Source organism: Zavarzinia marina, assembly GCF_021568905.1.
GTDB lineage: Bacteria > Pseudomonadota > Alphaproteobacteria > Zavarziniales > Zavarziniaceae > Zavarzinia > Zavarzinia marina.
On the sequence record NZ_JAKGSB010000003.1, the window covers coordinates 290,964 to 312,444 of the forward strand.

Annotated in this window: 22 protein-coding genes and 1 tRNA gene; 8 read left to right on the plus strand and 15 right to left on the minus strand. The window is 67.7% G+C overall.

Annotation, left to right across the window (positions count from 1 at the left end; translation table 11 throughout):
- Positions 1-37: 37 nt before the first annotated feature.
- The 9 genes from ptsN to L2U69_RS10280 all read right to left on the minus strand — a co-directional run bounded on the left by ptsN (position 38) and on the right by L2U69_RS10280 (position 6,807).
- On the minus strand, positions 38-502 hold the full coding sequence (gene ptsN, locus L2U69_RS10240) for a PTS IIA-like nitrogen regulatory protein PtsN (RefSeq protein WP_236106709.1): 465 nt from the start codon (positions 500-502) through the stop codon (positions 38-40).
- A 10-nt stretch (positions 503-512) separates the two neighbouring features.
- Entirely contained in the window at positions 513-1,103 is a 591-nt protein-coding gene (hpf, locus tag L2U69_RS10245) for a ribosome hibernation-promoting factor, HPF/YfiA family (RefSeq protein ID WP_236106710.1), read from the minus strand.
- 232 nt (positions 1,104-1,335) lie between these two features.
- Positions 1,336-2,883: an RNA polymerase factor sigma-54 gene (rpoN, locus tag L2U69_RS10250; protein ID WP_236106711.1), complete on the minus strand. Its 1,548-nt coding sequence runs from the start codon at positions 2,881-2,883 to the stop codon at positions 1,336-1,338.
- Between the two features lie 45 nt (positions 2,884-2,928).
- On the minus strand, positions 2,929-3,696 hold the full coding sequence (gene lptB, locus L2U69_RS10255; protein ID WP_236106712.1) for an LPS export ABC transporter ATP-binding protein: 768 nt from the start codon (positions 3,694-3,696) through the stop codon (positions 2,929-2,931).
- The gene (locus tag L2U69_RS10260; RefSeq protein ID WP_236106713.1) at positions 3,693-4,304 is read right to left on the minus strand and encodes an LptA/OstA family protein; all 612 of its coding nucleotides are present in this window, start codon (positions 4,302-4,304) and stop codon (positions 3,693-3,695) included. The genes lptB and L2U69_RS10260 overlap by 4 nt, the downstream gene beginning before the upstream one ends.
- 28 nt (positions 4,305-4,332) lie before the next feature.
- Complete coding sequence (gene lptC / locus L2U69_RS10265; protein ID WP_236106714.1) at positions 4,333-4,968, minus strand: LPS export ABC transporter periplasmic protein LptC; 636 nt, start codon at positions 4,966-4,968, stop codon at positions 4,333-4,335.
- Between the two features lies 1 nt (position 4,969).
- Complete coding sequence (locus L2U69_RS10270; protein WP_236106715.1) at positions 4,970-5,950, minus strand: KpsF/GutQ family sugar-phosphate isomerase; 981 nt, start codon at positions 5,948-5,950, stop codon at positions 4,970-4,972.
- Between the two features lie 138 nt (positions 5,951-6,088).
- Positions 6,089-6,700, minus strand: coding sequence for a ribonuclease D (locus L2U69_RS10275; RefSeq protein WP_236106716.1), 612 nt, complete (start codon positions 6,698-6,700; stop codon positions 6,089-6,091).
- Positions 6,701-6,720: 20 nt separating this feature from the next.
- Positions 6,721-6,807, minus strand: a tRNA-Leu gene (locus L2U69_RS10280).
- Positions 6,808-6,951: 144 nt separating this feature from the next.
- Here L2U69_RS10280 and L2U69_RS10285 point away from each other — a divergent pair.
- The 3 genes from L2U69_RS10285 to L2U69_RS10295 all read left to right on the plus strand — a co-directional run bounded on the left by L2U69_RS10285 (position 6,952) and on the right by L2U69_RS10295 (position 10,463).
- Positions 6,952-7,215, plus strand: a complete 264-nt coding sequence (locus tag L2U69_RS10285; RefSeq protein ID WP_236106717.1) for a DUF2312 domain-containing protein — start codon at positions 6,952-6,954, stop codon at positions 7,213-7,215.
- An 85-nt stretch (positions 7,216-7,300) separates the two neighbouring features.
- The gene (locus L2U69_RS10290; RefSeq protein WP_236106718.1) at positions 7,301-9,103 is read left to right on the plus strand and encodes a M3 family oligoendopeptidase; all 1,803 of its coding nucleotides are present in this window, start codon (positions 7,301-7,303) and stop codon (positions 9,101-9,103) included.
- Between the two features lie 4 nt (positions 9,104-9,107).
- Positions 9,108-10,463: an ABC1 kinase family protein gene (locus L2U69_RS10295; RefSeq protein ID WP_236106719.1), complete on the plus strand. Its 1,356-nt coding sequence runs from the start codon at positions 9,108-9,110 to the stop codon at positions 10,461-10,463.
- 3 nt (positions 10,464-10,466) lie between these two features.
- Here L2U69_RS10295 and L2U69_RS10300 read toward each other — a convergent pair whose 3' ends face one another.
- Entirely contained in the window at positions 10,467-11,288 is an 822-nt protein-coding gene (locus tag L2U69_RS10300) for an FkbM family methyltransferase (protein ID WP_236106720.1), read from the minus strand.
- A gap of 306 nt (positions 11,289-11,594) precedes the next feature.
- Between L2U69_RS10300 and L2U69_RS10305 the strand changes: the two genes are divergently transcribed.
- Entirely contained in the window at positions 11,595-13,205 is a 1,611-nt protein-coding gene (locus tag L2U69_RS10305; protein WP_236106721.1) for a GMC family oxidoreductase, read from the plus strand.
- 11 nt (positions 13,206-13,216) lie between these two features.
- On the opposite strand, the gene L2U69_RS10310 is transcribed toward L2U69_RS10305, so the two are convergent.
- Positions 13,217-14,359 carry an acyltransferase family protein gene (locus tag L2U69_RS10310; RefSeq protein ID WP_236106722.1) on the minus strand — a complete coding sequence of 381 codons (1,143 nt, stop codon included), beginning with the start codon at positions 14,357-14,359 and terminating at the stop codon, positions 13,217-13,219.
- A 4-nt stretch (positions 14,360-14,363) separates the two neighbouring features.
- Positions 14,364-14,921: a methyltransferase family protein gene (locus L2U69_RS10315; protein ID WP_236106723.1), complete on the minus strand. Its 558-nt coding sequence runs from the start codon at positions 14,919-14,921 to the stop codon at positions 14,364-14,366.
- Between the two features lie 158 nt (positions 14,922-15,079).
- On the opposite strand from L2U69_RS10315, the gene L2U69_RS10320 reads away from it, so the two are divergent.
- Both L2U69_RS10320 and L2U69_RS10325 read left to right on the plus strand, forming a co-directional pair.
- Positions 15,080-16,045 (plus strand): extracellular catalytic domain type 1 short-chain-length polyhydroxyalkanoate depolymerase, encoded by a 966-nt coding sequence (locus L2U69_RS10320; protein ID WP_236106724.1) that lies wholly within the window; start codon positions 15,080-15,082, stop codon positions 16,043-16,045.
- Positions 16,042-16,986, plus strand: coding sequence for an alpha/beta hydrolase family esterase (locus L2U69_RS10325; protein WP_236106725.1), 945 nt, complete (start codon positions 16,042-16,044; stop codon positions 16,984-16,986). The genes L2U69_RS10320 and L2U69_RS10325 overlap by 4 nt, the downstream gene beginning before the upstream one ends.
- Here the strand turns inward: L2U69_RS10325 and L2U69_RS10330 are convergent.
- Positions 16,983-17,945: a GlxA family transcriptional regulator gene (locus tag L2U69_RS10330; protein WP_236106726.1), complete on the minus strand. Its 963-nt coding sequence runs from the start codon at positions 17,943-17,945 to the stop codon at positions 16,983-16,985. The genes L2U69_RS10325 and L2U69_RS10330 overlap by 4 nt on opposite strands.
- Positions 17,946-18,045: 100 nt before the next feature.
- Between L2U69_RS10330 and L2U69_RS10335 the strand changes: the two genes are divergently transcribed.
- Positions 18,046-18,594, plus strand: a complete 549-nt coding sequence (locus L2U69_RS10335; protein WP_236106727.1) for a cysteine hydrolase family protein — start codon at positions 18,046-18,048, stop codon at positions 18,592-18,594.
- 39 nt (positions 18,595-18,633) lie between these two features.
- Here L2U69_RS10335 and aroC read toward each other — a convergent pair whose 3' ends face one another.
- Positions 18,634-19,704: a chorismate synthase gene (gene aroC / locus L2U69_RS10340; RefSeq protein WP_236106728.1), complete on the minus strand. Its 1,071-nt coding sequence runs from the start codon at positions 19,702-19,704 to the stop codon at positions 18,634-18,636.
- Positions 19,705-19,846: 142 nt separating this feature from the next.
- Positions 19,847-20,665, minus strand: a complete 819-nt coding sequence (gene fabI, locus L2U69_RS10345; RefSeq protein WP_236106729.1) for an enoyl-ACP reductase FabI — start codon at positions 20,663-20,665, stop codon at positions 19,847-19,849.
- Positions 20,666-20,848: 183 nt separating this feature from the next.
- On the opposite strand from fabI, the gene pdxH reads away from it, so the two are divergent.
- Positions 20,849-21,454 carry a pyridoxamine 5'-phosphate oxidase gene (pdxH, locus tag L2U69_RS10350; protein WP_236106894.1) on the plus strand — a complete coding sequence of 202 codons (606 nt, stop codon included), beginning with the start codon at positions 20,849-20,851 and terminating at the stop codon, positions 21,452-21,454.
- Positions 21,455-21,481: the final 27 nt, after the last annotated feature.

Consider the following 21,481-nt stretch of genomic DNA (forward strand, 5'->3'; position numbering starts at 1 on the left):
GGAAGTCGTGGGGTAAAGGGATCAGGGGGTAAAGGGATCAGGCGGCGTGCGGGCGCGCGTTGTCGGTCAGCAGGGCGTAGATCGCCTCGACCGAATCGCAGTGGCGCAGCTTCTCGCAGACGTCCTTGTCCCGCAGCAGGCGGGAAACGCGGGCCAGCGCCTTCAGATGGTCCGCCCCGGCGCCCTGGGGCGCCAGCAGCAGGAATACGAGATCCACGGGCTGTTCGTCGATCGACTCGAATTCGATCGGATCGGCAAGACGCGCGAACAGGCCGAACAGCCGGTCGATTTCCCCCAGCTTGCCGTGGGGAATGGCGATGCCCTGGCCGACACCCGTGGTGCCGAGGCGTTCGCGCTCGAGCAGCGTGTCGAGAATGGTCCGGTCGGACACGCCGGTGATGCCGGCGGCCCGAACGGACAATTCCTGCAAGGCTTGCTTCTTGCTGTTCGCCTTGAGGTCGGCAATCACGCCCTCAGGGCTGATGATGGTGTTAAGCTCCAAGACAAATGCCTCACACCGCGACGCCACTCGAAGGCTTGTTCGGCTCGATCCATCCGATGTTGCCGTCGGGGCGCCGGTAGACAACGTTCAGACCGCCGTTGGCGCTATTCCGGAACATCATGGCGGGATGCGCCCCGAGATCAAGGCGGAACACGGCTTCCGAGACCGTCAGGGTCTCGATTTCCGACTCGTTTTCCGCGATCACGAGGGGCGCGCCGTCGACATGGGCGTCGCTCTCGTCCTCGTCGTCCTCGCGCGGGGAGATGACATAGGAGAGGGCTGGTTCCAGGGTCCGCGTCGCGCCGTGGTGGTGGTTCTTCAGCCGCCGCTTGTAGCGCCGCAGCCGCTTTTCGGCGCGGTCGGAGGCGACGTCGAAGCTCCCGTAGATTTCGGTGCCTTCGCCCTGGGCGTTGACCGTCAGGCCCGCGCCGAAATGGACGGTGATGTCCGTATGGAAGAGATGTGCCTCGCGCGAGAAGGTGACCGTCGCGTCGATCGGGCTGTCGTAGTATTTGCCGACGAGGGCGGCCAGACGCTCCGTCACATGGGTGCGGAGAGCGTCGCCGACGTCGATCTGTTTGCCGGAAATGATCAGCTTCATGATGTGCCTGCGCTTGAAGTTGGGGCGCTTGGACGGACACCCGATGTCCCGTGGCCCCTGCCGTCGGGTTTTGAACGCCTTCCGGCTTCGGCCGCACCCGGCGGCCGTTCCCCTGGGCCGCCATCGGACATCGAGCCCGTCAATTCATACTTACGAGCTAACGTGCCCGGATTCCAGAGCAGAGCGACCGGAACCAGCATTTTCCGCAGGCCGGAACGGCGGCCGGCCGCGCTCAGCCGAGGCGCGACGCCTTCTGTCGGCGCCTTTCGGTCGACGAGCCGATGCCCATGGCCTCGCGGTACTTGGCGACCGTGCGCCGGGCGATGTCGATGCCGTCCTGTTTCAGCAGTTCGACCAGCTTGTCGTCCGACAGGATCGCCTTCGGCGCCTCGCCGTCGATGAGCTGGCGGATGCGGTGGCGCACCGATTCGGCGGAATGGGCGGCCGTGCCGTCGGTCGAGCCGATGGCGGCGGTGAAGAAGAACTTCATCTCGAACAGGCCGCGTGGCGTCCATACCCATTTGTTGGCGGTGACGCGCGAGACGGTCGATTCATGCATGCCGATCTCTTCCGCGATCGACTTCAGGTTCATCGGCCGCAGATGGGAAATGCCGTGGCGCAGGAAGCTGTCCTGTTGCCGCACAAGGGAGGTCGCGACCTTCAGGATGGTGCGCGCGCGCTGATCCAGCGCCTTCACCAGCCAGTTGGCGGAAGCGAGGCATTCCGACAGATAGGCCTTGTCGTCCTTGCGCGCCGCTTCCGATCCCGAGATGCGCGTCATGTAGCGCCGGTCGATGAGCACGCGGGGCATGGTCTCGGCATTCAGCTCGATCAGCCAGTCCTCGTCGGGGCCCCGGCGGATGTAGACGTCCGGCACCACCGCCTGCACCGGCGATGAATCGAAGGCGTGACCGGGCTTCGGGTTGAGGGTGCGGATCTCCTTGATGATCTCCACCACCTCCTCGTCGTCGACGCCGGCGAAACGCGCGAGGGCGGCGAGGTCGCGCCGCGCGACGAGGTCGAGATGGGCGAGCACCGCCGCCATCGAGGGATCGAGGCGGTCCGCCTCGCGGCATTGTATCTCCAGGCATTCCTGGAGCGAACGGGCGAACACGCCGGGCGGATCGAGCGACTGCAGGGTGGCGAGAAGATCTTCGAGCGCCTCGATCTCGATGCCGAGCCGTTCCGCGATATCCGCCGTCTCCTCGGTCAGATAGCCGGCCTCGTCCAGGGAATCGACCAGATTGGCGGCCATCAGGCGCGAGACGTCGTCGAGCGCCAGTTCCGAAAGCTGGGCCATCAGGTGGTCGCGCAGCGAAACGGCGGAAACCAGGCGATCGTCGCCCGAGAAATCGCCGTCGTCGAAATCGGCCCTGCCGCCGGCGCCGATGCCGCCCCAGGAGGTTTCGGTCAGATCGTCGGGGCCGTGGGCCTGGATGTCGGCGCGGTCGCTCACGGCGTCGTCGCCGAAGACGTTGTCATAGCCGTCCTGCAGGCTCGACGCGGGCTCGCCCATGTCGCGCCCGTCGCGGATGTCGCGGTCGATGCCCGTCGGGCCGTCGCCGGCCGGCCTGGTCTCGGCGGCGGCGGCATCCGCCGCCTCCGGCCGTTCCGGCTCGCCGTCGTCCTGGGTGAGCAGGGGGTTGCGCTCCAGCTCCTGCTCGACGAAGGCGGCCAGTTCCATCTGGCTCAGCTGCAACAGTTTGATCGCCTGCTGAAGCTGCGGGGTCATCACCAGCGACTGGCCCTGCTTCAGCTCCAGCCGTTGCGTGATCGCCATTTCCCTATTCCGTCAGGGCACCGGCCAACGGATGGGCCGGGCCGGTCAAAGACTGAACCTGTCACCGAGATAGACGCGGCGCACGCCCTCGTGGACGACCACCTCGTCGGGCGATCCTTCCATCAGAACCTGCCCCTCGTGAATAATGTAGGCCCTGTCGATCATGTCCAGCGTTTCGCGGACATTGTGGTCCGTGATCAGCACGCCGATGCCGCGATCCTTGAGGTGGGAGATCAGGTTGCGGATGTCGTCGACCGCGATCGGGTCGATGCCGGCCAGCGGCTCGTCGAGGAGGATGAAGCTGGGCCCGGTGGCCAGCGCCCGCGCGATCTCGACGCGGCGCCGCTCCCCGCCCGAGAGGGCGACGGACGAGGTCTTGCGCAGATGGGCGATGTGGAATTCGGCCAGCAGGTCGTCGAGGATCGCCTCGCGGCGGTCGCGCTCGGTCTCCACGATCTCCAGGACGGCGCGAATGTTGTCCTCGACCGAGAGGCCGCGGAAGATCGACGCTTCCTGGGGCAGGTAACCGATGCCGAGGCGCGCGCGGCGATACATCGGCAGGCCCGTGACGTCGCGCCCGTCATAGAGGATCTTGCCGTAGTCGGGCGCGATCAGGCCCGAGATCATGTAGAAGCAGGTGGTCTTGCCCGCGCCGTTCGGGCCGAGCAGGCCGACCACCTCGCCGCGCTGCAGATTCAGGCTGACGCCGCGCACCACGGGGCGCTTGTTGTAGATCTTGCCGATGGAATGGGCGACCAGCCCGGTCTCGACCAGCGGCGCCTCGGCATCGGCGATGGGGGAGCTCTCGTTCATTGTCCCTGGGCTTGTCCTGGAGCCTGTCCGGGTACGATCAGGCCCTTGACGCGATCGTCCCCGGTGCCGCCGCCGCCCGACATGACGCTGCGGCCGGTGTTCAGGTCGACCACCAGGCGGCTGCCCTTCAGGACGTTCTCGCCCCGGGTCAGGATGACCGCGCCGGTCATGGTCACCGTGCCCTTGCCGGGCTCGTAGACGGCAAGCGAGCCCTGGGCCGTATCCTCGCCCGAGGTGACGAAGACATTGCCCCGGGCCGTGATCCGCTCGATGCCCGAGGGGCCTTCGGCGCCGTCGGCGACGCTGCCGCCGGCATAGATCACTTCCAGCCGGTCGGCGCGCAGGATCATGTTCGCCTGGGTCACCTTCACATTGCCGGCGAAGACGGCGGAAGAGGCGCTGTCCTGCACTTCGAGACTGTCGGCGACGATCTCGATCGGCGCGCTCGAATTGAAGTTCAGGCGCGGCGGTCCGTTCTGGGCGATCGCGGGGCCCGTCCCGACCAGGCCGATCCCGACCAGACCGATCCCGACCAGACCGATAAGGAGGCCGGCGGCGGCCATCCGGCGCGGAATCCCGACTGCCGTCGTCCCGAATGTCGTCTTCATCGAGCGATCTCCAAAACCCTGCACCGCGTCACGGTTCGCCGCGTGTGATCACGGCCCTGACGTTACCCTCAAAACGGAGCACATGGCCACCATCGCTGGCGTTCATACCGTCCGCCTCGATCCGGCCGGACGGCCCCGAACCGACGACCCGCTTGTCGCTCGAAGCGGTGCCCTTGGCAAGATCGATCAGCACGCTGTCCAGATCGACGGTGTGTCCGTCCGACAGGCTGACGGTGACGCCGCCGTCGAGCCGCAGCGTCTCTTCCTTGATGCGGTAGAGGCCGGTGGCGGCGACCACCTTCACCGGCTTGTCGTCCTCCATGGCGAGATCGGCCTCGATGTCGCGCAGCGTCACCTGGGTCGGCTCCAGCCCGTCGGCGGTGGCGCCCTTGGCGGCGATGACATAGGGCCGGCCGCGGTCGTCGACGCCGGTCAGGATGGGCTCGACCATCTCGAGCCCGTCCGCCCTGATCTCCATGTCCTCGTAGGACAGGCCGAGGTCGCGGCGGCTGTCGATCGACGGCCAGATCAGTACCGCCGCCAGCAACGCCAGGGCGACCAGCGGCAGCACCACCTTCATCAGGCCGACGAAGCGGCTGTAGACCCGTCCGGTCGTGGGCGCGGCGGCGCGGGCCCGGTCCGGAAAGGGTGACCGGCGCGCCATCTCAGACGATTCCCGCGCGCAGCAGATCGTGGACGTGCAGGATGCCGACCGGCCGGTTGGCGTCGTCGACCACGAACAGCGCGGTGATCGCGCTGGCGTTCATGACATAGAGCGCCTCGGCGCAGAGGGCGCCGGCCCGGGTGACCCGGGGCGACCTCGTCATGACCTCGGACGCCGGCAGGGACAGGAGGCTCGGCCCCATCTTGCGGCGAAGGTCACCGTCGGTGATCACGCCCAGCAGGTGGCCCGCGCTGTCGACCACGCCGGCGCAGCCGAAACGGCCGGAGGTCATGGTCAGGATCACCCGTTCCATCCGCTCGCCCGGCTCGGTCAGGGGGATCTCGTCGCCGGTGTGCATCAGGTCGCCGACATAGGCGAGACGGTTGCCCAGCTTGCCGCCCGGATGAAACGACTTGAACTCTTCCGCCGTGAAGCCGCGCCGCGCCATCAGCGCCACCGCCAGCGCATCGCCGAGGGCGAGCTGCATGGTGGTCGAAGTGGTCGGGGCCAGGCCGAGGGGGCAGGCCTCCGGCGCCGCCGGCAGCACCAGGGTGATGTCGCTCGCCTTGGCGAGGGTGCTTTCCCCGCCCGAGGTGATGGAGACGACGGGAATGTGGTGGCGCCTGGTGTAGCCGATGATGTCGGCCAGTTCCTGGGTCTCGCCGGAATTGGACAGGCACAGCACCACGTCGTCCGGGCTGATCATGCCGAGGTCGCCGTGGCTCGCCTCCGCCGGGTGGACGAAATAGGCGGGCGTGCCGGTGGACGACAGGGTGGCGGCGATCTTCCGCCCGACGAGGCCCGACTTGCCCATGCCCGAGACGATGACCCGGCCGCGCGCGCCGTCGATCAGTCCGACCGCGTCGCGGAACGGCTGGCCCAGGGATGCGGCCAGCAGGGCGAGGCCATCGGCCTCCACCGCCAGGACGCGGCGGGCTTCGGTCAGGTCGTCGGCGGACGGATGGGCGGCGGGACTGGACAAGGGGCGGCTCTTCGTTCGTTGCACAGGGCTGCACCGGCCTTAGGGCTGCACCGGCCTATGGGCTGCATCGGCCAATGGGCGGCACCAGCGGGACCGCGACAGTCGATCAGCGCCGGCCCGGCCGGCCCCGGGGCGCGGTCAATGCGCGAATATGTCTACGTCAGGCCAGCCGCCGAGGTCCAGCAGGGCGCGGCTCGGCAGGAAATCATAGCAGGCCTGCGCCAGACCCGTGCGCCCCTCGCGCGCCAGAAGGTCGTCGAACTTCGCCTTCAGATCGTGCAGATGGAGGACGTCCGAGGCGGCATAGGCGAGCTGGGCCTCGGTCAGGGTTTCGGCGCCCCAGTCCGAGGACTGTTGCTGTTTCGAAAGCTCGACGCCGAGAAGGTCGCGGCACAGATAGCTGAGGCCGTGGCGGTCGGTGAAGGTGCGGACCAGCTTCGAGGCGATCTTGGTGCAATAGACAGGCGCGGTGACGACGCCCAGCCCGTTCTTCAGGGCGGCGATGTCGAAGCGCGCGAAATGGAACAGCTTGAGGACCGCGGGATCGGTCAGCATGCGGGCGAGATTCGGCGCCTCGGTCTGGCCGAGGGCGATCTGCACCAGATGGGCGGTGCCGTCACCGGAGGAAAGCTGGACGAGGCAGAGACGGTCGCGGTGGGGGTTCAGCCCCATGGTCTCGGTGTCGATCGCGACGACGGGGCCGAGATCGAGATCGGCCGGCAGGTCGCCCTTGTGGAGCGTCACGGTCATGGCGCGGCCTCAAAATCCGATGGTGCCCAGGAGAAGACTCGAACTTCCACGCCCTTACGGGCACTAGCACCTGAAGCTAGCGCGTCTACCAATTCCGCCACCTGGGCAGGTGCGAGGCCGGGTTGATACCCTTCCGTTCGGGGCTTGTCAACGCCGTCGTGAAAAATTCCGCATACGTCGCCGATTGCCAAGGCAGGGCGCCCCCGGCTAACGTCCGGGCCCGAGTTTTCCCTGCCCATAGAGAGGTTCCCATGGCCGAAGTCGTCGGCATCGCAGGCGAGCAGTTGCGCCAGTTCGTCGCCCGTATCGAGCGGCTCGAAGAAGAGAAGGCGGCGCTGGCCGCCGACATCCGCGAAGTCTATGCCGAGGCCAAGGGCAACGGCTTCGACACCAAGGTGCTGCGCCAGGTGATCCGGCTCCGCAAGATCGACAAGGCCGAGCGTCAGGAGATGGACGCCATCCTCGAACTCTATCTCGAGGCGCTGGGCATGCACGAGGGGGCGATCGGCGGCTGACCGCCGGCCCTCTTCAAAGGGCGCGAAGGGCGCCCCATATCGCTATGATCGGGAAATCTCCGACGGTTCGCGGTGAGGAACGGCCATGAGTGAAGCCATCAGGAAAGACGAATTGGACACCGGCACGCTGGGCGTGCTGCCGGAATGGGACCTGACCGACCTTTTCCCGGGCACCGATTCGCCGGAACTGGCGGCCGCCTTCGACGAGGCCGAGGCCGCCGTCAAAGCCTTCGCCGCGGACTATGAGGGCAAGCTGGCGGACCTGCCGGGCGCCACCCTCGGCGAAGCCATGGCGCGCTACGAAAGGATCCAGGATCTGATGGGGCGGATCGGCTCCTACGCCGGTCTCGTCTATGCCGGCAATATGGCCGATCCCAAGATCGCCCAGTTCAGCCAGTCGACCCAGGAACGCCTGACCGACATCTCCAGCGCCCTGCTGTTCTTCACCCTCGAGCTGAACAAGCTGGACGACGCGGTGCTCGAGGCGAAGCTGGCCGAGGCGCCGGGCTTCGCCCATTACCGGCCCTGGCTGCGCGATCTTCGCGCCTATCGCCCTCATCAGCTCTCGGACGAGATCGAGAAGCTGCTGCACGAGAAATATGTCGCCGGCCGGGCCGCCTGGACCCGCCTGTTCGACGAGACTTTCGCCGGCCTGCGCTTCCCGATCGACGGCAAGGATCTGACCAGCGCGGAAGCCCTGCACCTCCTGTCCGACCGCGATCCGAAGGTGCGCGAAAAGGCGGCCACGGCCCTGACCGGCGTCTTTCAGAAGAACATCCGGCTCTTCGCGCTGATCACCAATACGCTCGCCAAGGACAAGGAGATCGAGGACCGCTGGCGTCACTATCCCCAGCCCGCCTCGGCCCGCCACCTCTCGAACGCCGTCGAGGCCGAGGTGGTCGATGCCCTGGTGGCGGCGGTGCGCGACGCCTATCCCAAGCTCTCCCACCGCTATTACGCCCTGAAGGCCAAGTGGTTCGGCATGGACGCGCTGAACTTCTGGGACCGCAACGCGCCGCTGCCCAGCGGCGACGATCGCGACATTCCCTGGAACGAGGCGCGTGACACGGTGCTGGGCGCCTATGGCGACTTCTCGCCCGAGATGGCGGCGATCGGCCGGCGCTTCTTCGATGCCGCCTGGATCGACGCGCCGGTGCGCCCCGGCAAGTCCCCCGGCGCCTTCGCCCATCCGACCGTGCCCTCGGCCCATCCCTATCTGCTGCTGAACTATCAGGGCAAGACGCGGGACGTGATGACGCTGGCCCACGAATTGGGCCACGGCGTCCACCAGATCCTGGCGGCCGACCAGGGCACCTTGATGGCCGATACGCCGCTGACCCTGGCCGAGACGGCTTCGGTCTTCGGCGAGATGCTGACCTTCCAGGCGCTGCTGCGCAAGGAGACGGACCCGGCGAGGCGCAAGATCCTGCTCGCCACCAAGGTGGAGGACATGATCAACACCGTGGTGCGCCAGACCGCCTTCTATCAGTTCGAATGCCGCGTCCACGACGAACGCCGCAAGTCGGAACTGACGGCGGAGCGCCTGGGCGAGATCTGGCTGGAGATCCAGAGCGAGAGCCTGGGCCCGGCAATCACCATGAATGCGGGTTACGAAGCCTATTGGTGCTACATCCCGCATTTCATCCATTCACCGTTCTACGTCTATGCCTATGCCTTCGGCGACTGCCTGGTGAATTCGCTCTACGCCGTCTACGAGGGCGCCGAGGCGGGCTTCCAGCAGAAGTATTTCGAGATGCTGAAGGCCGGCGGCACGCTGCGCCACAAGGAACTGCTGGCGCCCTTCGGGCTCGACGCTTCGGATCCCGCCTTCTGGTCCAAGGGCCTGAACGTGGTCTCCGGCTTCATCGACCAGCTCGAGGCGATGTAACACCATGGATGACGAGCGGGACGCGGAAGGCAATCGTTTCACCAGCCGCGCCCGCCGTTACGCCAAGGTAACGGGCGCCATGGGCGGTCTCGCCATGCGCGAGGCCGGGCGCCGCATCACCGGCACCGAGGCGGATTACGCCAAGATCGCCGGCGAATTGCGCAGCGCCCTGGGGGGCCTGAAGGGGCCCTTGATGAAGGTCGCCCAGATCCTGGCGACCGTGCCCGACGCGGTGCCGGAGGAATTCGCCAAGGAACTGGCGACCCTGCAGTCCCAGGCCCCGTCCATGGGCTGGCCCTTCGTGCGAAGGCGGATGAGCGCCGAACTCGGCCCCGACTGGCGCGGCCGTTTCGCCGACTTCGGGCAGGAGGCGGTGGGTGCCGCCTCCCTCGGCCAGGTGCATCGCGCGACGACGCATGACGGCACCGCGCTGGCCGTGAAGCTGCAATATCCCGACATGCTCTCGGCCGTCGAAGCCGATCTGAAGCAATTGAAGCTCGCTCTCTCCATCCACAAGCGCATGTCGAGCGTGATCGACACGGCGGAAATCTACGAGGAAATCTCGGACCGCCTGCGGGAAGAGCTGGATTACAAGCGCGAGGCGGCGCACATGCGCCTCTACGGCGCCGTCCTCGCGGAGGAGACGGCGATCCGCGTGCCGGTGCCCATGGCCGAACTCTCCACCCGCCGCCTGCTGACCATGACGTGGCTGGACGGCACCCCGATCCTGGATTGGAAGGGCGCCGCCGAGGAGATGCGCAACCATCTGGCACAGGTGCTGTTCCGCGCCTGGTGGCTGCCCTTCGCCCGGGTCGGCATCATCCACGGCGATCCGCACCTCGGCAATTACACGGTCCGGGACGGGGGCGAGGGCATCAACCTTCTCGACTACGGCTGCATCCGGATCTTCCCCAATCGTTTCGTCGCCGGCGTGGTCGATCTCTACCGCGCCCTCGAAACGGGGGACGAGGCCCGCGCCGTCCATGCCTATGAAACCTGGGGCTTCGGCAATCTGACCAACGAGATGATCGAGACCCTGAACATATGGGCCCGCTTCATCTATGGTCCGCTGCTGGACGACCGGGTGCGCAGCATCGCCGACGGCGTCTCTCCCGCCCAATACGGACGGCGCGAGATGATGGAGGTGCACCGCCGCCTCAAGGATCTCGGGCCGCTGCGCCCGCCGCGCGAATTCGTCTTCATGGACCGCGCGGCCATCGGCCTCGGCTCCGTCTTCCTGCATCTCGATGCCCACCACAATTGGTACCGCCTGTTCAACGACGCGCTGGACGGCTTCGATGCCGGGGTGGTCGCGGATCGCCAGGCGGCGGCGCTGGCGGCCGCGGGCGTGGAAGCCTGAGCCTCAGCCCTCGACGATCCGGCCGCCCAGACGCGCGCGCACCTCGGGCCGGGCGACGAAGAGGAAGTTGTTGATATAGGTGGTGCCGGGACGCTTCAGGGTGCCGGCGGCATTCAGCGCCCCGATATTCTGATGGCGCGGCGGATCGAAGCCGGCGATCGGGTGGAGACGCCCCTGATCGAAATAGAAACCCTCGAAGCCGAAAGGCGCGAGTGCGGTACGCAGCGAGGCGACGGCACCGGGGCGATGGCGTTCCTCCGCCTCGATCAGCAGGGTCGGCAGATCGCGGCCGATGATGGTTCGCGCGCCCTCGACCACCGCCAGTTCGTGACCCTCGACGTCGATCTTCACGAAATCGACGGTCTCCTCCCGGACGAGATCGTCCAGGCGGGCGCGCGGCACGTTCATGTCTTCCGCCGTCGTCCCGTCCATCCGGGCGATCGCCGCATTCTCGACCGTGGCGAGGGCGGAAGCCTCCGACGGGACGTGGAGCACGGCGTCACCGGCCCGATCGCTCGCGGCGCAGGCGGTGACCGTCAGGCGCCCCTCGGCCAGCGCCCGGCGAAAACGCAGGCGCATGATCCGGACCAGGCGCGGATTGGGCTCGAAGGCGAAGACCCGCGCCCCGAGGCGCAGCAGCCAGAAACTGTAGAGGCCGCGGTTGGCGCCGACGTCGCACGCCGTCTCCCCGGCCGAGACGATCTCGCGCAGAAGGCACATCTCCGCTTCGCCGTCCTTCATCGCCCGGCCGTCGCGCAGATCGGCGAGCAGGGCGAAGGCGCGGGGAAAGCGGGTCTCGATCAGCGACTTCAGATGCGCGAGCACGACGCCTCCTGGCTGGCACGCAGGCCGGCTACAGAATGCCATGGAATCGGCGGTGGCCGCCACGACGGCCCCGATCCGGAATGCGAGGGCGTGGGAATGCTCCGGCCCCCACAGGTCCGGCTTCTCGCAACCCGCGCCTGCATCCCCTATGGTCGAACCCCGCCGGCGTTGGAAACGGTGCATCCGCCACAGCGCAATTTTTGCTTTTCTCGCCGGTTCGTTGCGGTATTTTGACGACTGACAATTTGTCGGTTCTCGCGGAACGTCGGGGAACCGGCCAAGAGATAAGGCCCGGGGAGAGGGAACATGTACGACTACATCATCGTCGGTGCGGGGTCGGCGGGTTGCGTGATGGCCAATCGGCTGTCGGCCAATCCGAACACCAAGGTCCTGCTGCTCGAGGCCGGGCCGACGGACAGGCACTGGTCGGTGCAGATGCCCTTCGGCGTCGTCGCGCTCATGCGCTCGAAGACCCGCAACTGGGGTTTCCACACCGTCGCCCAGAAGCATATGGACGGGCGCGAGATGTTCTGGCCGCGCGGCAAGACGCTCGGCGGTTCCTCCTCCATCAATGCGATGATCTATACCCGCGGCCACCGGGGCGACTACGACGACTGGGCGGCCCTCGGGCTCGAGGACTGGTCCTACGACCGTTGCCTGCCCTATTTCCGGAAGTCGGAGCACAACGAGCGCATCACGGACCAGTATCACGGCAACCACGGGCCGCTGAACGTCACCGATCCGCGCCATCCCAATCCCCTGTGCAACCTCTATATCGAGGCCGGCAAGCGCTGGGGCCTGAGCGAGACGACGGATTTCAACGGCGCCGAACAGGAAGGCATCGGCTATTACCAGCTCACCCAGAAGGAAGGGCAGCGCTATTCCGCCGCCCGCGCCTATCTGTGGGAGATCATGGAGCGCCCGAACCTGACCATCGAGACCGCCGCCCATGTCATGAGCATCGAACTCGACGGCAAGCGGGCGCGCGGCGTGCGCTTCCGTCAGAAGGGGGCCGTGCGCTACGAGGAAGCGGCGGAGAGCGTGGTGCTGTGCGGCGGCGCCATCAATTCGCCCCAGGTGCTCCAGCTTTCGGGCATCGGCGATCCGGCCGACCTGAAGGCCGCCGGCGTCACCGTCCGCCACGAATTGCCGGGGGTGGGCAAGAACCTGCGCGACCATCTCGACATCACCCTCCAGCAGCGCACGAAGACCGCAGAGTCCTATGGCTTCTCGTGGCGCATGGCGTGGCGCGGCCCCATGGGGCTGATCGACTACTGGACCCGCAAGCGCGGCATCTACACCACCAATGTCGCCGAGGCGGGCTGTTTCGCGCGCACCAATCCGGACGATCCGCGCCCCGACGTGCAGATGCATTTCATTCCGGCGATCCTCGAGAACCACGGTCTGAACACCAAGTTCGGCCACGGCTTCTCGACCCATGCCTGCCAGTTGCGGCCGCAGTCGATCGGGCGCCTGTGGATCAAGTCGGCCGATCCCTTCGCCGATCCCGCGATCGACCCCAATTACCTGGCCGAGCGCGAGGACGTCGAATGCCTGATCCGGGCCTTCAAGCTCTCGCGCGACGTCATCAAGGACCAGGCCTTCGCCGACAAGGTGGCGCCCAACCACGACTTCACCTGGGAACAGGCGCAGACCGACGCCGAGATCGAAGCCTATCTGCGCCGCAACGCCGAGACGGTCTATCACCCGGTCGGCACCTGCAAGATGGGCCATGACGACATGGCGGTGGTGGACGACAAATGCCGTGTCCACGGGCTGGAAGGCCTGTCGGTGGTCGATGCCTCGATCCATCCGACGCTGATCGGCGGCAATACCAATGCCCCGACCATCATGACGGCGGAAAAGGCGGCCGAATACATGCTCGCCCCCGGCGCCACCCAGTCGAAGGCGGCCTGAGGCTTCGTCTCTCAGCGCCTCCTGGGCTTCAGGCCGAAGAGGAAGCGGGTCGGGCCGAAGGGCCGGACGATCAGGTGATAGGCGGCGAAGGTGACGGTGATCGAGCCGAGGCAGATCACCGCCGCCTTCAGCCACAGGGCCATCTCCAGCGGCACCACGATGAAGGCCAGCGCCACCACCGGCAGGTGGTGCAGCACGTAGAGCGGCAGGGTCGCCTCCGTCATATAGCGGTCGAAGGCGCCATGCGGGCGCTGCCAGCGCCGCCCGAGGCCCAGCAGCCCGGCGACGAAGCACCAGGCGGCGATCCCCCGCGCGCCGAGCGCCCAGAACGGCGGCGCGACGTCGTGGGGCAGGCCGGCCTGCCCGGCGTAATAGACCGCGAACGACAGGAAACCGAGGGCCAGCAGGCTCAGCGGCCTTGCCGTCACCACGGCCTCGATCCGGGGCTGGCGCGAGACGATCGCGCCCATCAGGAAACAGGTGACCTCGATCGTCAGATTGGCGAAATCGCTCGACAGATTGGGCAGGTCGCCGAAGCGCGGACGCAGCAGGATCTCGGCCGCCGCCGCGATCAGGGCCGGCGCCAGCAGCCAGCCGACATGACCCCGCCAGCGGTCGTAGGACAGCGCGATCCGGCGCATCAGCCCGGTGAACAGCAGGGTGAACAGCAGCAGATAGACCAGGAACCAGAGGTGCGACCAGGTGAACTGGTTCAGATGGGTGAAGAAGCCGTAGTAGAAGTCGAGATAATTCTCGTGAAAGGGACCGGGCGGGTGGCGCAGCCCGCTGGGGCGCAGATCGATGCCGCCCAGCCGCTCCAGATATTTGATCGCCGGCGCGAACAGCAGCAGTCCGACGAGGAGCGGCGGCAGCAGGCGCTTGAAGCGATCGAAGACGAAGAAGCCGGTGGTGCGCGACGACAGCGCGGTCGCCGCCGCGAAGCCCGCGATGAAGAAGAACAGCGGCATCCGCCAGACATGCGAGAAGGCGGCGAAGAGATCCAGCGCGCCGGAGGCGACGGCGTTCTTCACGTGATAGGCCGGGTCGAAATCGAAGACCTTGGCGGTATGGAACGGGAACTGGATGAAGCAGGCGAAGATTCGCAGCAGGTCCAGCTCGCGGCGCCGTCGGCCCGCGTCGGGTGACACGGACATGGTGTCAGCCCCGGCGTGTCAGGCGCGGCAGGAACATGCCGGTGCGGGCGCGATAGGCGTCATAGGCCCCGGCCAGGGTACTGGCGGCGAATTTGCCCTCCTCGCGCCGGGCGGCGGCGGCGAAGCCGATGGCCATGACCGCGACGGCGAGCAGCAGCAAGGGCTCCCGCGCGGCGCAGACACCGCCCAGCCAATAGAGCAGATAGGCGGTATAGAACGGGTGGCGGACCAGGCGATAGGGCCCGTCCTGCAGCAGGAAATCGGGCTGGTCGCCGGAAAAGGCGACCGACAGGCGCTGGCGCCGCGTGGTCAGGATGGTCCAGGCGTAGAGCGCGCCGGCGGCGCCCATCAGCGCGAGGCCGGCGGCGAAGCTGGTCCAGGTGGCGCGGGTGTCGGTGATCTCGGCGATGATACCGCCCGTCGTGGCCCCCGACAGCACGGCCAGCAGGCGCATGGGCCAGGGCGTGCCTTCCGGCCGGCGGAAATGCAGCAGATAGCCGATGGTGAAGGCGAGAAACACGAGACTCGCGATGATCAGCAGAATGTCCTGGGGAACGCGCATCGTTTTCGGTCTTGGGGGCGGCACCGTCCGGCGCGGACTATAGGCCGCGGGGCGGGGCTTGCAAAGCAAAGGTCGAGCCCGCAAGGTGCGCCGAGGCCGATCGTCGGCCGGAGACACAGTAAGACACCCAAAACATTGGGATTTCGGGGAAGTCGCCCTTGCTTCGCATCCTGTTCGTCATCCTGGCGGTCATGGCGGCCTCCGGTTGCGCGCTCCAACGGCCCGTCGACGTCAGTCGCGCCACCGACTACGAGGAATTCGGGCCCAACCCCGCCGGCCTTTCCATGAAGGCCTATGTGCCGGCCGGCCTCGCCCCCGGCGCGCCCCTGGTGGTGGCCCTGCATCATTGCTTCCAGCACGCCGAGGAATATGCCGACGAGACCGGCTGGCTCACCCTGGCCGACCAATATGGTTTCGCCGTCCTGATGCCGGGGCAGAACGTCTTCAACGACATCAACTATTGCTTCCAGTGGTTCAACGCCTGGGAGCAGGGACCGGACGGCGACGAGCCGGTCTCCATCCATTCGATGATCACCGCCATGGTGCGCACCTTCGACCTCGATCCGGCACGGATCTTCGTCACCGGCCATTCGGCGGGCGGCAGCATGGCGCTGATCCTCATGGCCAGCTACCCGGACCTGATCGCCGGCGGCGGCACCTTCGGCAGCCTGCCGGTGGGCCAGAGCCGGGCGATGGTGGTGGCGCCCTACGCCATGGCCGGCTTCGGCACCGAGGACGCGGCGGATCTCGCCGCCCGCATCACCGAGCGGATCGACTGGAAGGGCCCCTGGCCGCGCCTCTCGGTCTGGCACGGCAGCGACGACCTGATGATCGGGCCGTCCAACGGACCGCGCGTGCGCAACCAGTGGCTGGGCCTGATGGGCCTGCAGAACGACGCGCCGGTCATCGACACGGTCGGCCCCTACCGGCGCGAGACATGGACCGGCCCGGATGGTCGCCCGGCGGTGCAATATGTCGATCTCCAGGGTATCGGCCATTCGGTGCCGGTCGATGCCGCCCACGGCTGCGGCGTCGAACCGCAAGGCCTCTCCCAACTGGTCAGCGACGTCGGCGTCTGTTCCTCGCTCGAACTGCTGAAGTTCTGGGGCGTGGCGGCGCCATGACGCGCGGTGCCGCCCTTCTTCTCCTTCTGCTGGCCCTCGCCATGCCGGGGACGGGGCGGGCGGCGCCGGCCGAATTCGACCTGACGACGGCGGACGGACGCCAGCGCCACTATCTGCTGGACGTGCCGCGCGCGCCGGCGGGCGGGCCGCTGCCCCTGGTCATCGTGCTGCACGGGACCTATGGCACCGGGGAGAAGATGGCCCGCCATCTCGGCTTCGGCGCCTATGTGGAGCGCATGGGGATCGCCGTCGCCTATCCGGACGCCTATCGCGAGCCCGGCCGCCGCCAGACCCTGCGCTGGAACGACGGGCGTGGCACGCTCGCCTCGTCCGAGGCCGGCATCGACGATGTCGCCTTCATGCGCGCCCTGGTGGACGACATCGCCCGCCGCGTGCCTCTGGACCGCCGCCGGGTCTTCGTCACCGGGGCGTCCAACGGCGGCATGATGGCCTGGCGCGTCGGCTGCGAGGCGGCGGATCTGGTCGCCGCCATCGCCCCCGTGATCGGCGCCGTGCCGAAGCCGATTGCCGGCGCCTGCCGGCCGTCGCGGCCGATCTCGGTCCTTGCCGTCAACGGTGTGGAGGATCCGATCGTGCCCTTCGCCGGCGGCCTCGTCTGCGCCCATGTCGCCAAGGTCTTCTGCGAGCGGGGCGAGGTGATCGCGGCCCCCGATTCGCTGGCGCGCTTCGCCGCCGCGGCCGGCTGCGCCGCGACGCCCCGCGATACGCCGCTGCCCGCGACGGTCGACGACGGCACACGGGTCCGCCGGTCCGATTATGGCGGCTGCGCGGGCGGTGTCCGGCTGCGCGGCCTCTGGATCGAGGGCGGGGGCCATGCCTGGCCGCCGCTGTCGAGCCAGTTGGGCGAACGGAAGAGCGGGCGCAGCAGCGGCAATCTGAACGCGACCGAAGCGATCCTGCGTTTCTTCCTGGACCTCTAGTCCCGCGCCGCGCGGAAACGGCGGCGGTAGTCGCCGGGGGAAAGGCCGGTCAGGCGCTGGAACAGGCGGCGGAAGCTGGCGGGATCGTCGTAGCCGACGTCATGGGCAACGGCATCGATCGGCAGATTGCCGAGTTCCAGCATCTCGCGCGCCTTCTCGATCCGGATCTGCTGGCAATATTCGGTTGGGCGCAGGCCCGTCGCCTTGCGGAAACGGCGCAGGAAGGTGCGTTCCTCCAGCCTCGCCCTCGCTGTCATGGCGGCGAGATCGGCACCTTTCGCCCCAGTCGCCGCCAGCCAGTGCTGGACCGCCAGGATCGCCGCGTCGCCATGGTCGAGGCGCGGGCGAAAGCGTTCATAGGGCCGCTGCTCGCGTCCCGGCGGATCGATCAGCAGGAAGCGCGCGGTCTCCAGCATCAGGGTCGGGCCCATCAGGCGCTCGACCAGCACCAGGCCGAGATCGGTCCAGGCCATGACGCCGCCGGCGGTGACGATGTCGCCCTCGTCGATGACCAGGGGGCCGGCATCGACCCTGATCGCCGGGTGCGCGCGCGCCAGACGCTCGGCATAGCCCCAATGGGTGGTGGCGCGGCGCCCGTCCAGCAGCCCGGTTTCGGCCAGCACGAAAGCCCCGGCGCAGACCGAGCCGAGCACTGCGCCGCCGGCATGGGCCGCGCGCATCCAGTCGGCGAAGGGGCGGAAGGAATCGCCCGTCGGCAGGGGCGCCAGGGACGGCGGCGCGATCACGAAGCGCGGCGCATGGGGCATGCCCGGCGCATTGTCGAAAGTGCAGGCCAGGACGCCGTCCGGCCCGGCCGACCAATGGCAGACCCGCGGCGCCAATGCCTCCGGCCCCAGCCGGTCCCGCGCCAGCCGCCCGGCTACGGCGAAAATGTCGGTCAGGCCGTGGATCGCGGCCATCTGAGCACCGGGATAGAGCAGCAGGGCGATCTCGGTCATCGCTTTGTCGGTTTTGCCCCGTTCATTGTCGGTCCCGCCAATCCAAACCCGAAAGCCGCCGCGCTATCAAGATGCGTCTTCGAGACCAGGAGGAAAGACGATGAGCAAGCATGCGGTGATCGTGGTCGACATCCAGAAGGATTACTTCCCCGGCGGCAAATGGCCCCTGGTCGGGGTCGAGGCGGCGGCGGACAAGGCGGCGCAGGTGATCGCGGCGGCCCGCGCCAAGGGCGACAAGGTGATCCACATCCGCCATGAATTCCCGATGGAGGCGGCGCCCTTCTTCGCGCCCGGCAGCGAGGGCGCGGCGATCCACCCCAAGGCGGCCCCCCTGGCCGGCGAGCCGGTGATCGTGAAGAATGCGGTGAATGCCTTCCTGAACACGCCCCTCGACGCCACCCTGAAGGAAGCCGGCGTCGAAGCCGTCACCATCGTCGGCAGCATGAGCCATATGTGCGTCGACGCGGCGACGCGGGCGGCGGCCGATCTCGGCTATCAGGTGACGGTGGTGGAGGATGCCTGCGCCACCCTCGACATCGAGGCCGGCGGACGCAAGGTGCCGGCGGCGGACGTCCATGCCGCCTTCATGTCGGCGCTGGGCTTTGCCTATGCCCAGGTGACCGATACGGAAAGCTGGCTGGCGCGCTGAGGCGTCGTCAGCCCACCTGGGCCCTATCCTACTTGGGCCCTATCCTACTTGGGCCCTGTGGCGCATCAGGTGGTCGGCCAGGACGCAGGCCATCATCGCCTCGCCCACGGGCACGGCGCGGATGCCGACGCAGGGGTCGTGACGGCCCTTGGTGACGACTTCCGTATTCTCGCCCGAGACGGTGACCGAATCGCGCGGGGTCAGGATGGAGGAGGTGGGCTTCACCGCGAAGCGCGCCACCACCTCCTGCCCCGTCGAGATGCCGCCCAGGATGCCGCCCGCCTTGTTGGAGCGAAAGGCGACGCGGCCGTTGGCCATTTCCATCTCGTCCGCATTCTCTTCGCCCTGAAGGGCGGCGGCGGCGAAACCGGCGCCGATCTCGACGCCCTTCACCGCATTGATCGACATCAGCGCGGCGGCGAGATCCGAATCGAGCTTGCCGTAGAGCGGCGCGCCGAGGCCGGCGGGCACGCCCGAAGCGACGACTTCGATCACTGCCCCGACCGATGACCCGGCCTTGCGGACGGCGTCGAGATCCGCTTCCCAGAGTTTCGCGGTCTCGGCGTCCGGGCAGAAGAAGGGATTATTGTCCACTTCCGCCCAGTCCCAGCGCGCGCGGTCGATCAGACGGGCGCCCACCTGGATCAGGGCGCCGCGAATGGTGACGTCCGGGCCCAGCACCTTGCGGGCGATGGCGCCGGCGGCGACCCTTGCCGCCGTCTCGCGGGCCGAGGAGCGCCCGCCGCCGCGCGGATCGCGGATACCGTATTTGACCTGATAGGTGAAATCGGCGTGGCCGGGGCGGAAGGTCTTGGCGATCTCGGAATAATCCTTCGAACGCTGGTCCGTGTTCTCGATCATCAGGCTGATCGGGGTGCCCGTGGTCAGGCCCTCGTAGGTGCCGGACAGGATCTTCACCTCGTCCGGCTCGCGGCGCTGGGTGGTGAAGCGGTTCTGGCCGGGCTTGCGCTTGTCGAGAAAGCCCTGGATGTCCGCCTCGGTCAGGGGCAGGCGCGGCGGCACGCCGTCGACCACGCAGCCGAGCGCCGGCCCGTGGCTCTCGCCCCAGGTGGTGACACGGAAGAGGTGACCGAAACTGTTGTGGGACATGCCTTTGCTCGACCTCGGGACACTTGCATCAAAAACGCGTCGTCCCGGCGCAGGCCGGGACCTTTCGACGGGGAGGGCGTTTTTGGCGCCTTTGCTCCCCAAAGATCCCGGCCTTCTGCCTGGATGACGACTTTCCTTTGTATTAGATCACCGACAGATCCGGCGCGTCGGCGGCCTTCATGCCGACGACGTGATAGCCCGAATCGACGTGATGCACCTCGCCCGAGACGCCGCGCGACAGGTCCGACACCAGATAGAGGCCGGCACCGCCGACATCGTCGATGGTGACGTTGCGCTTCAGGGGCGAGTTGTATTCGTTCCACTTCAGGATCAGGCGGAAATCGCCGATCGCGGAAGCCGCCAGGGTCTTGATCGGGCCGGCCGAAAGCGCGTTCACCCGGATCCCGTTCTTGCCGAGATCGACCGCGAGATAGCGCACCGAAGCCTCGAGCGCGGCCTTGGCGACACCCATCACGTTGTAATGCGGCATCACCTTTTCAGCGCCGTAATAGGTCAGCGTGATCAGGGAGCCGCCGTTCGGCATCAACGCTTCCGCGCGCTGGGCCACCGCCGTGAAGGAGAAGCACGAGATATACATGCTCTGCTTGAAGTTCTCCGGCGTCGTATCGACGTAGCGGCCCTTCAGCTCTTCCTTGTCGGAATAGGCGATGGCGTGGACCACGAAGTCGATCGTGCCCCATTTCTCCTTCAGGATCGCGAAGGTGGTGTCGATCGACTCCAACTCGGCGACGTCACAGGGGATCACCAGATCATCCGGCGTGCCGACCTCGGCCGCCAGCGGACGGACGCGGCGCTCCAGCGCCTCGCCCAGATAGGTGAAGGCGAGCTGACCACCCTGGGCGTGGATCGCCTTGGCGATACCCCAGGCAATGGAACGGTCGTTGGCGACCCCCATCACAAGTCCGCGTTTTCCAGCCATCAGGCCGGCGCCGTTCGACATAGGCTGATCTCCCTCAAGGCGGCACCTAAAGCGCGCGGATTATAGACGTCTCCCGCGCCCCCTCAAGCGCGGCATGCCGCCATGCGAAAATGGCGCTCTTGCCCGGCTTGTGCTCGGCGCGGCGCCATGTTCCGTTGTCCGACCCGACTGGAGTGCCTGCCCATGTCCGCCACGTCCGATCTTCTGTCGTCCCTGGACGACGCCGCGCTGGCCGAGCGCGGCCCCTTCGCCCTCTTCGCCACGTGGTTCGACGAGGCGGGCGCGACGGAAACCAACGATCCGAACGCCATGGCGCTGGCGACCGTCGATGGCGAAGGCCAGCCCTCGGTGCGGGTCGTCCTGATGAAGGGTTACGACGCGCGGGGCTTCGTCTTCTACACCAATTTCGAGAGCGACAAGGGCCGCGCCCTCCTGGGCCAGCCCAGGGCCGGGCTGAATTTCCACTGGAAGGGCCTGCGCCGCCAGGTGCGGATCACCGGTCCGGTGGCCCCGGTCGAGGATGCCGAGGCGGACGAATATTTCGCCTCGCGTCCCCGTGATTCCCAGATCGGCGCCTGGGCCAGCGACCAGTCCCGCCCGCTCGCCGCCCGCGCCGACTTCGAGGCCCGCATCGCCGAGGTCGCGGCGCGCTACGAGGGGCGCGACGTGCCGCGCCCGCCCCATTGGTCCGGCTTTCGGGTGACGCCCGCGCGGATCGAATTCTGGCAGGACCGGCCGTTCCGCCTGCACGACCGGGTGGTCTTCACCCCCGATGGCCAGGGCTGGCGCGTCCATCGCCTTTATCCCTGAGACCGGTATCCCCGAGATCGGCGGCAT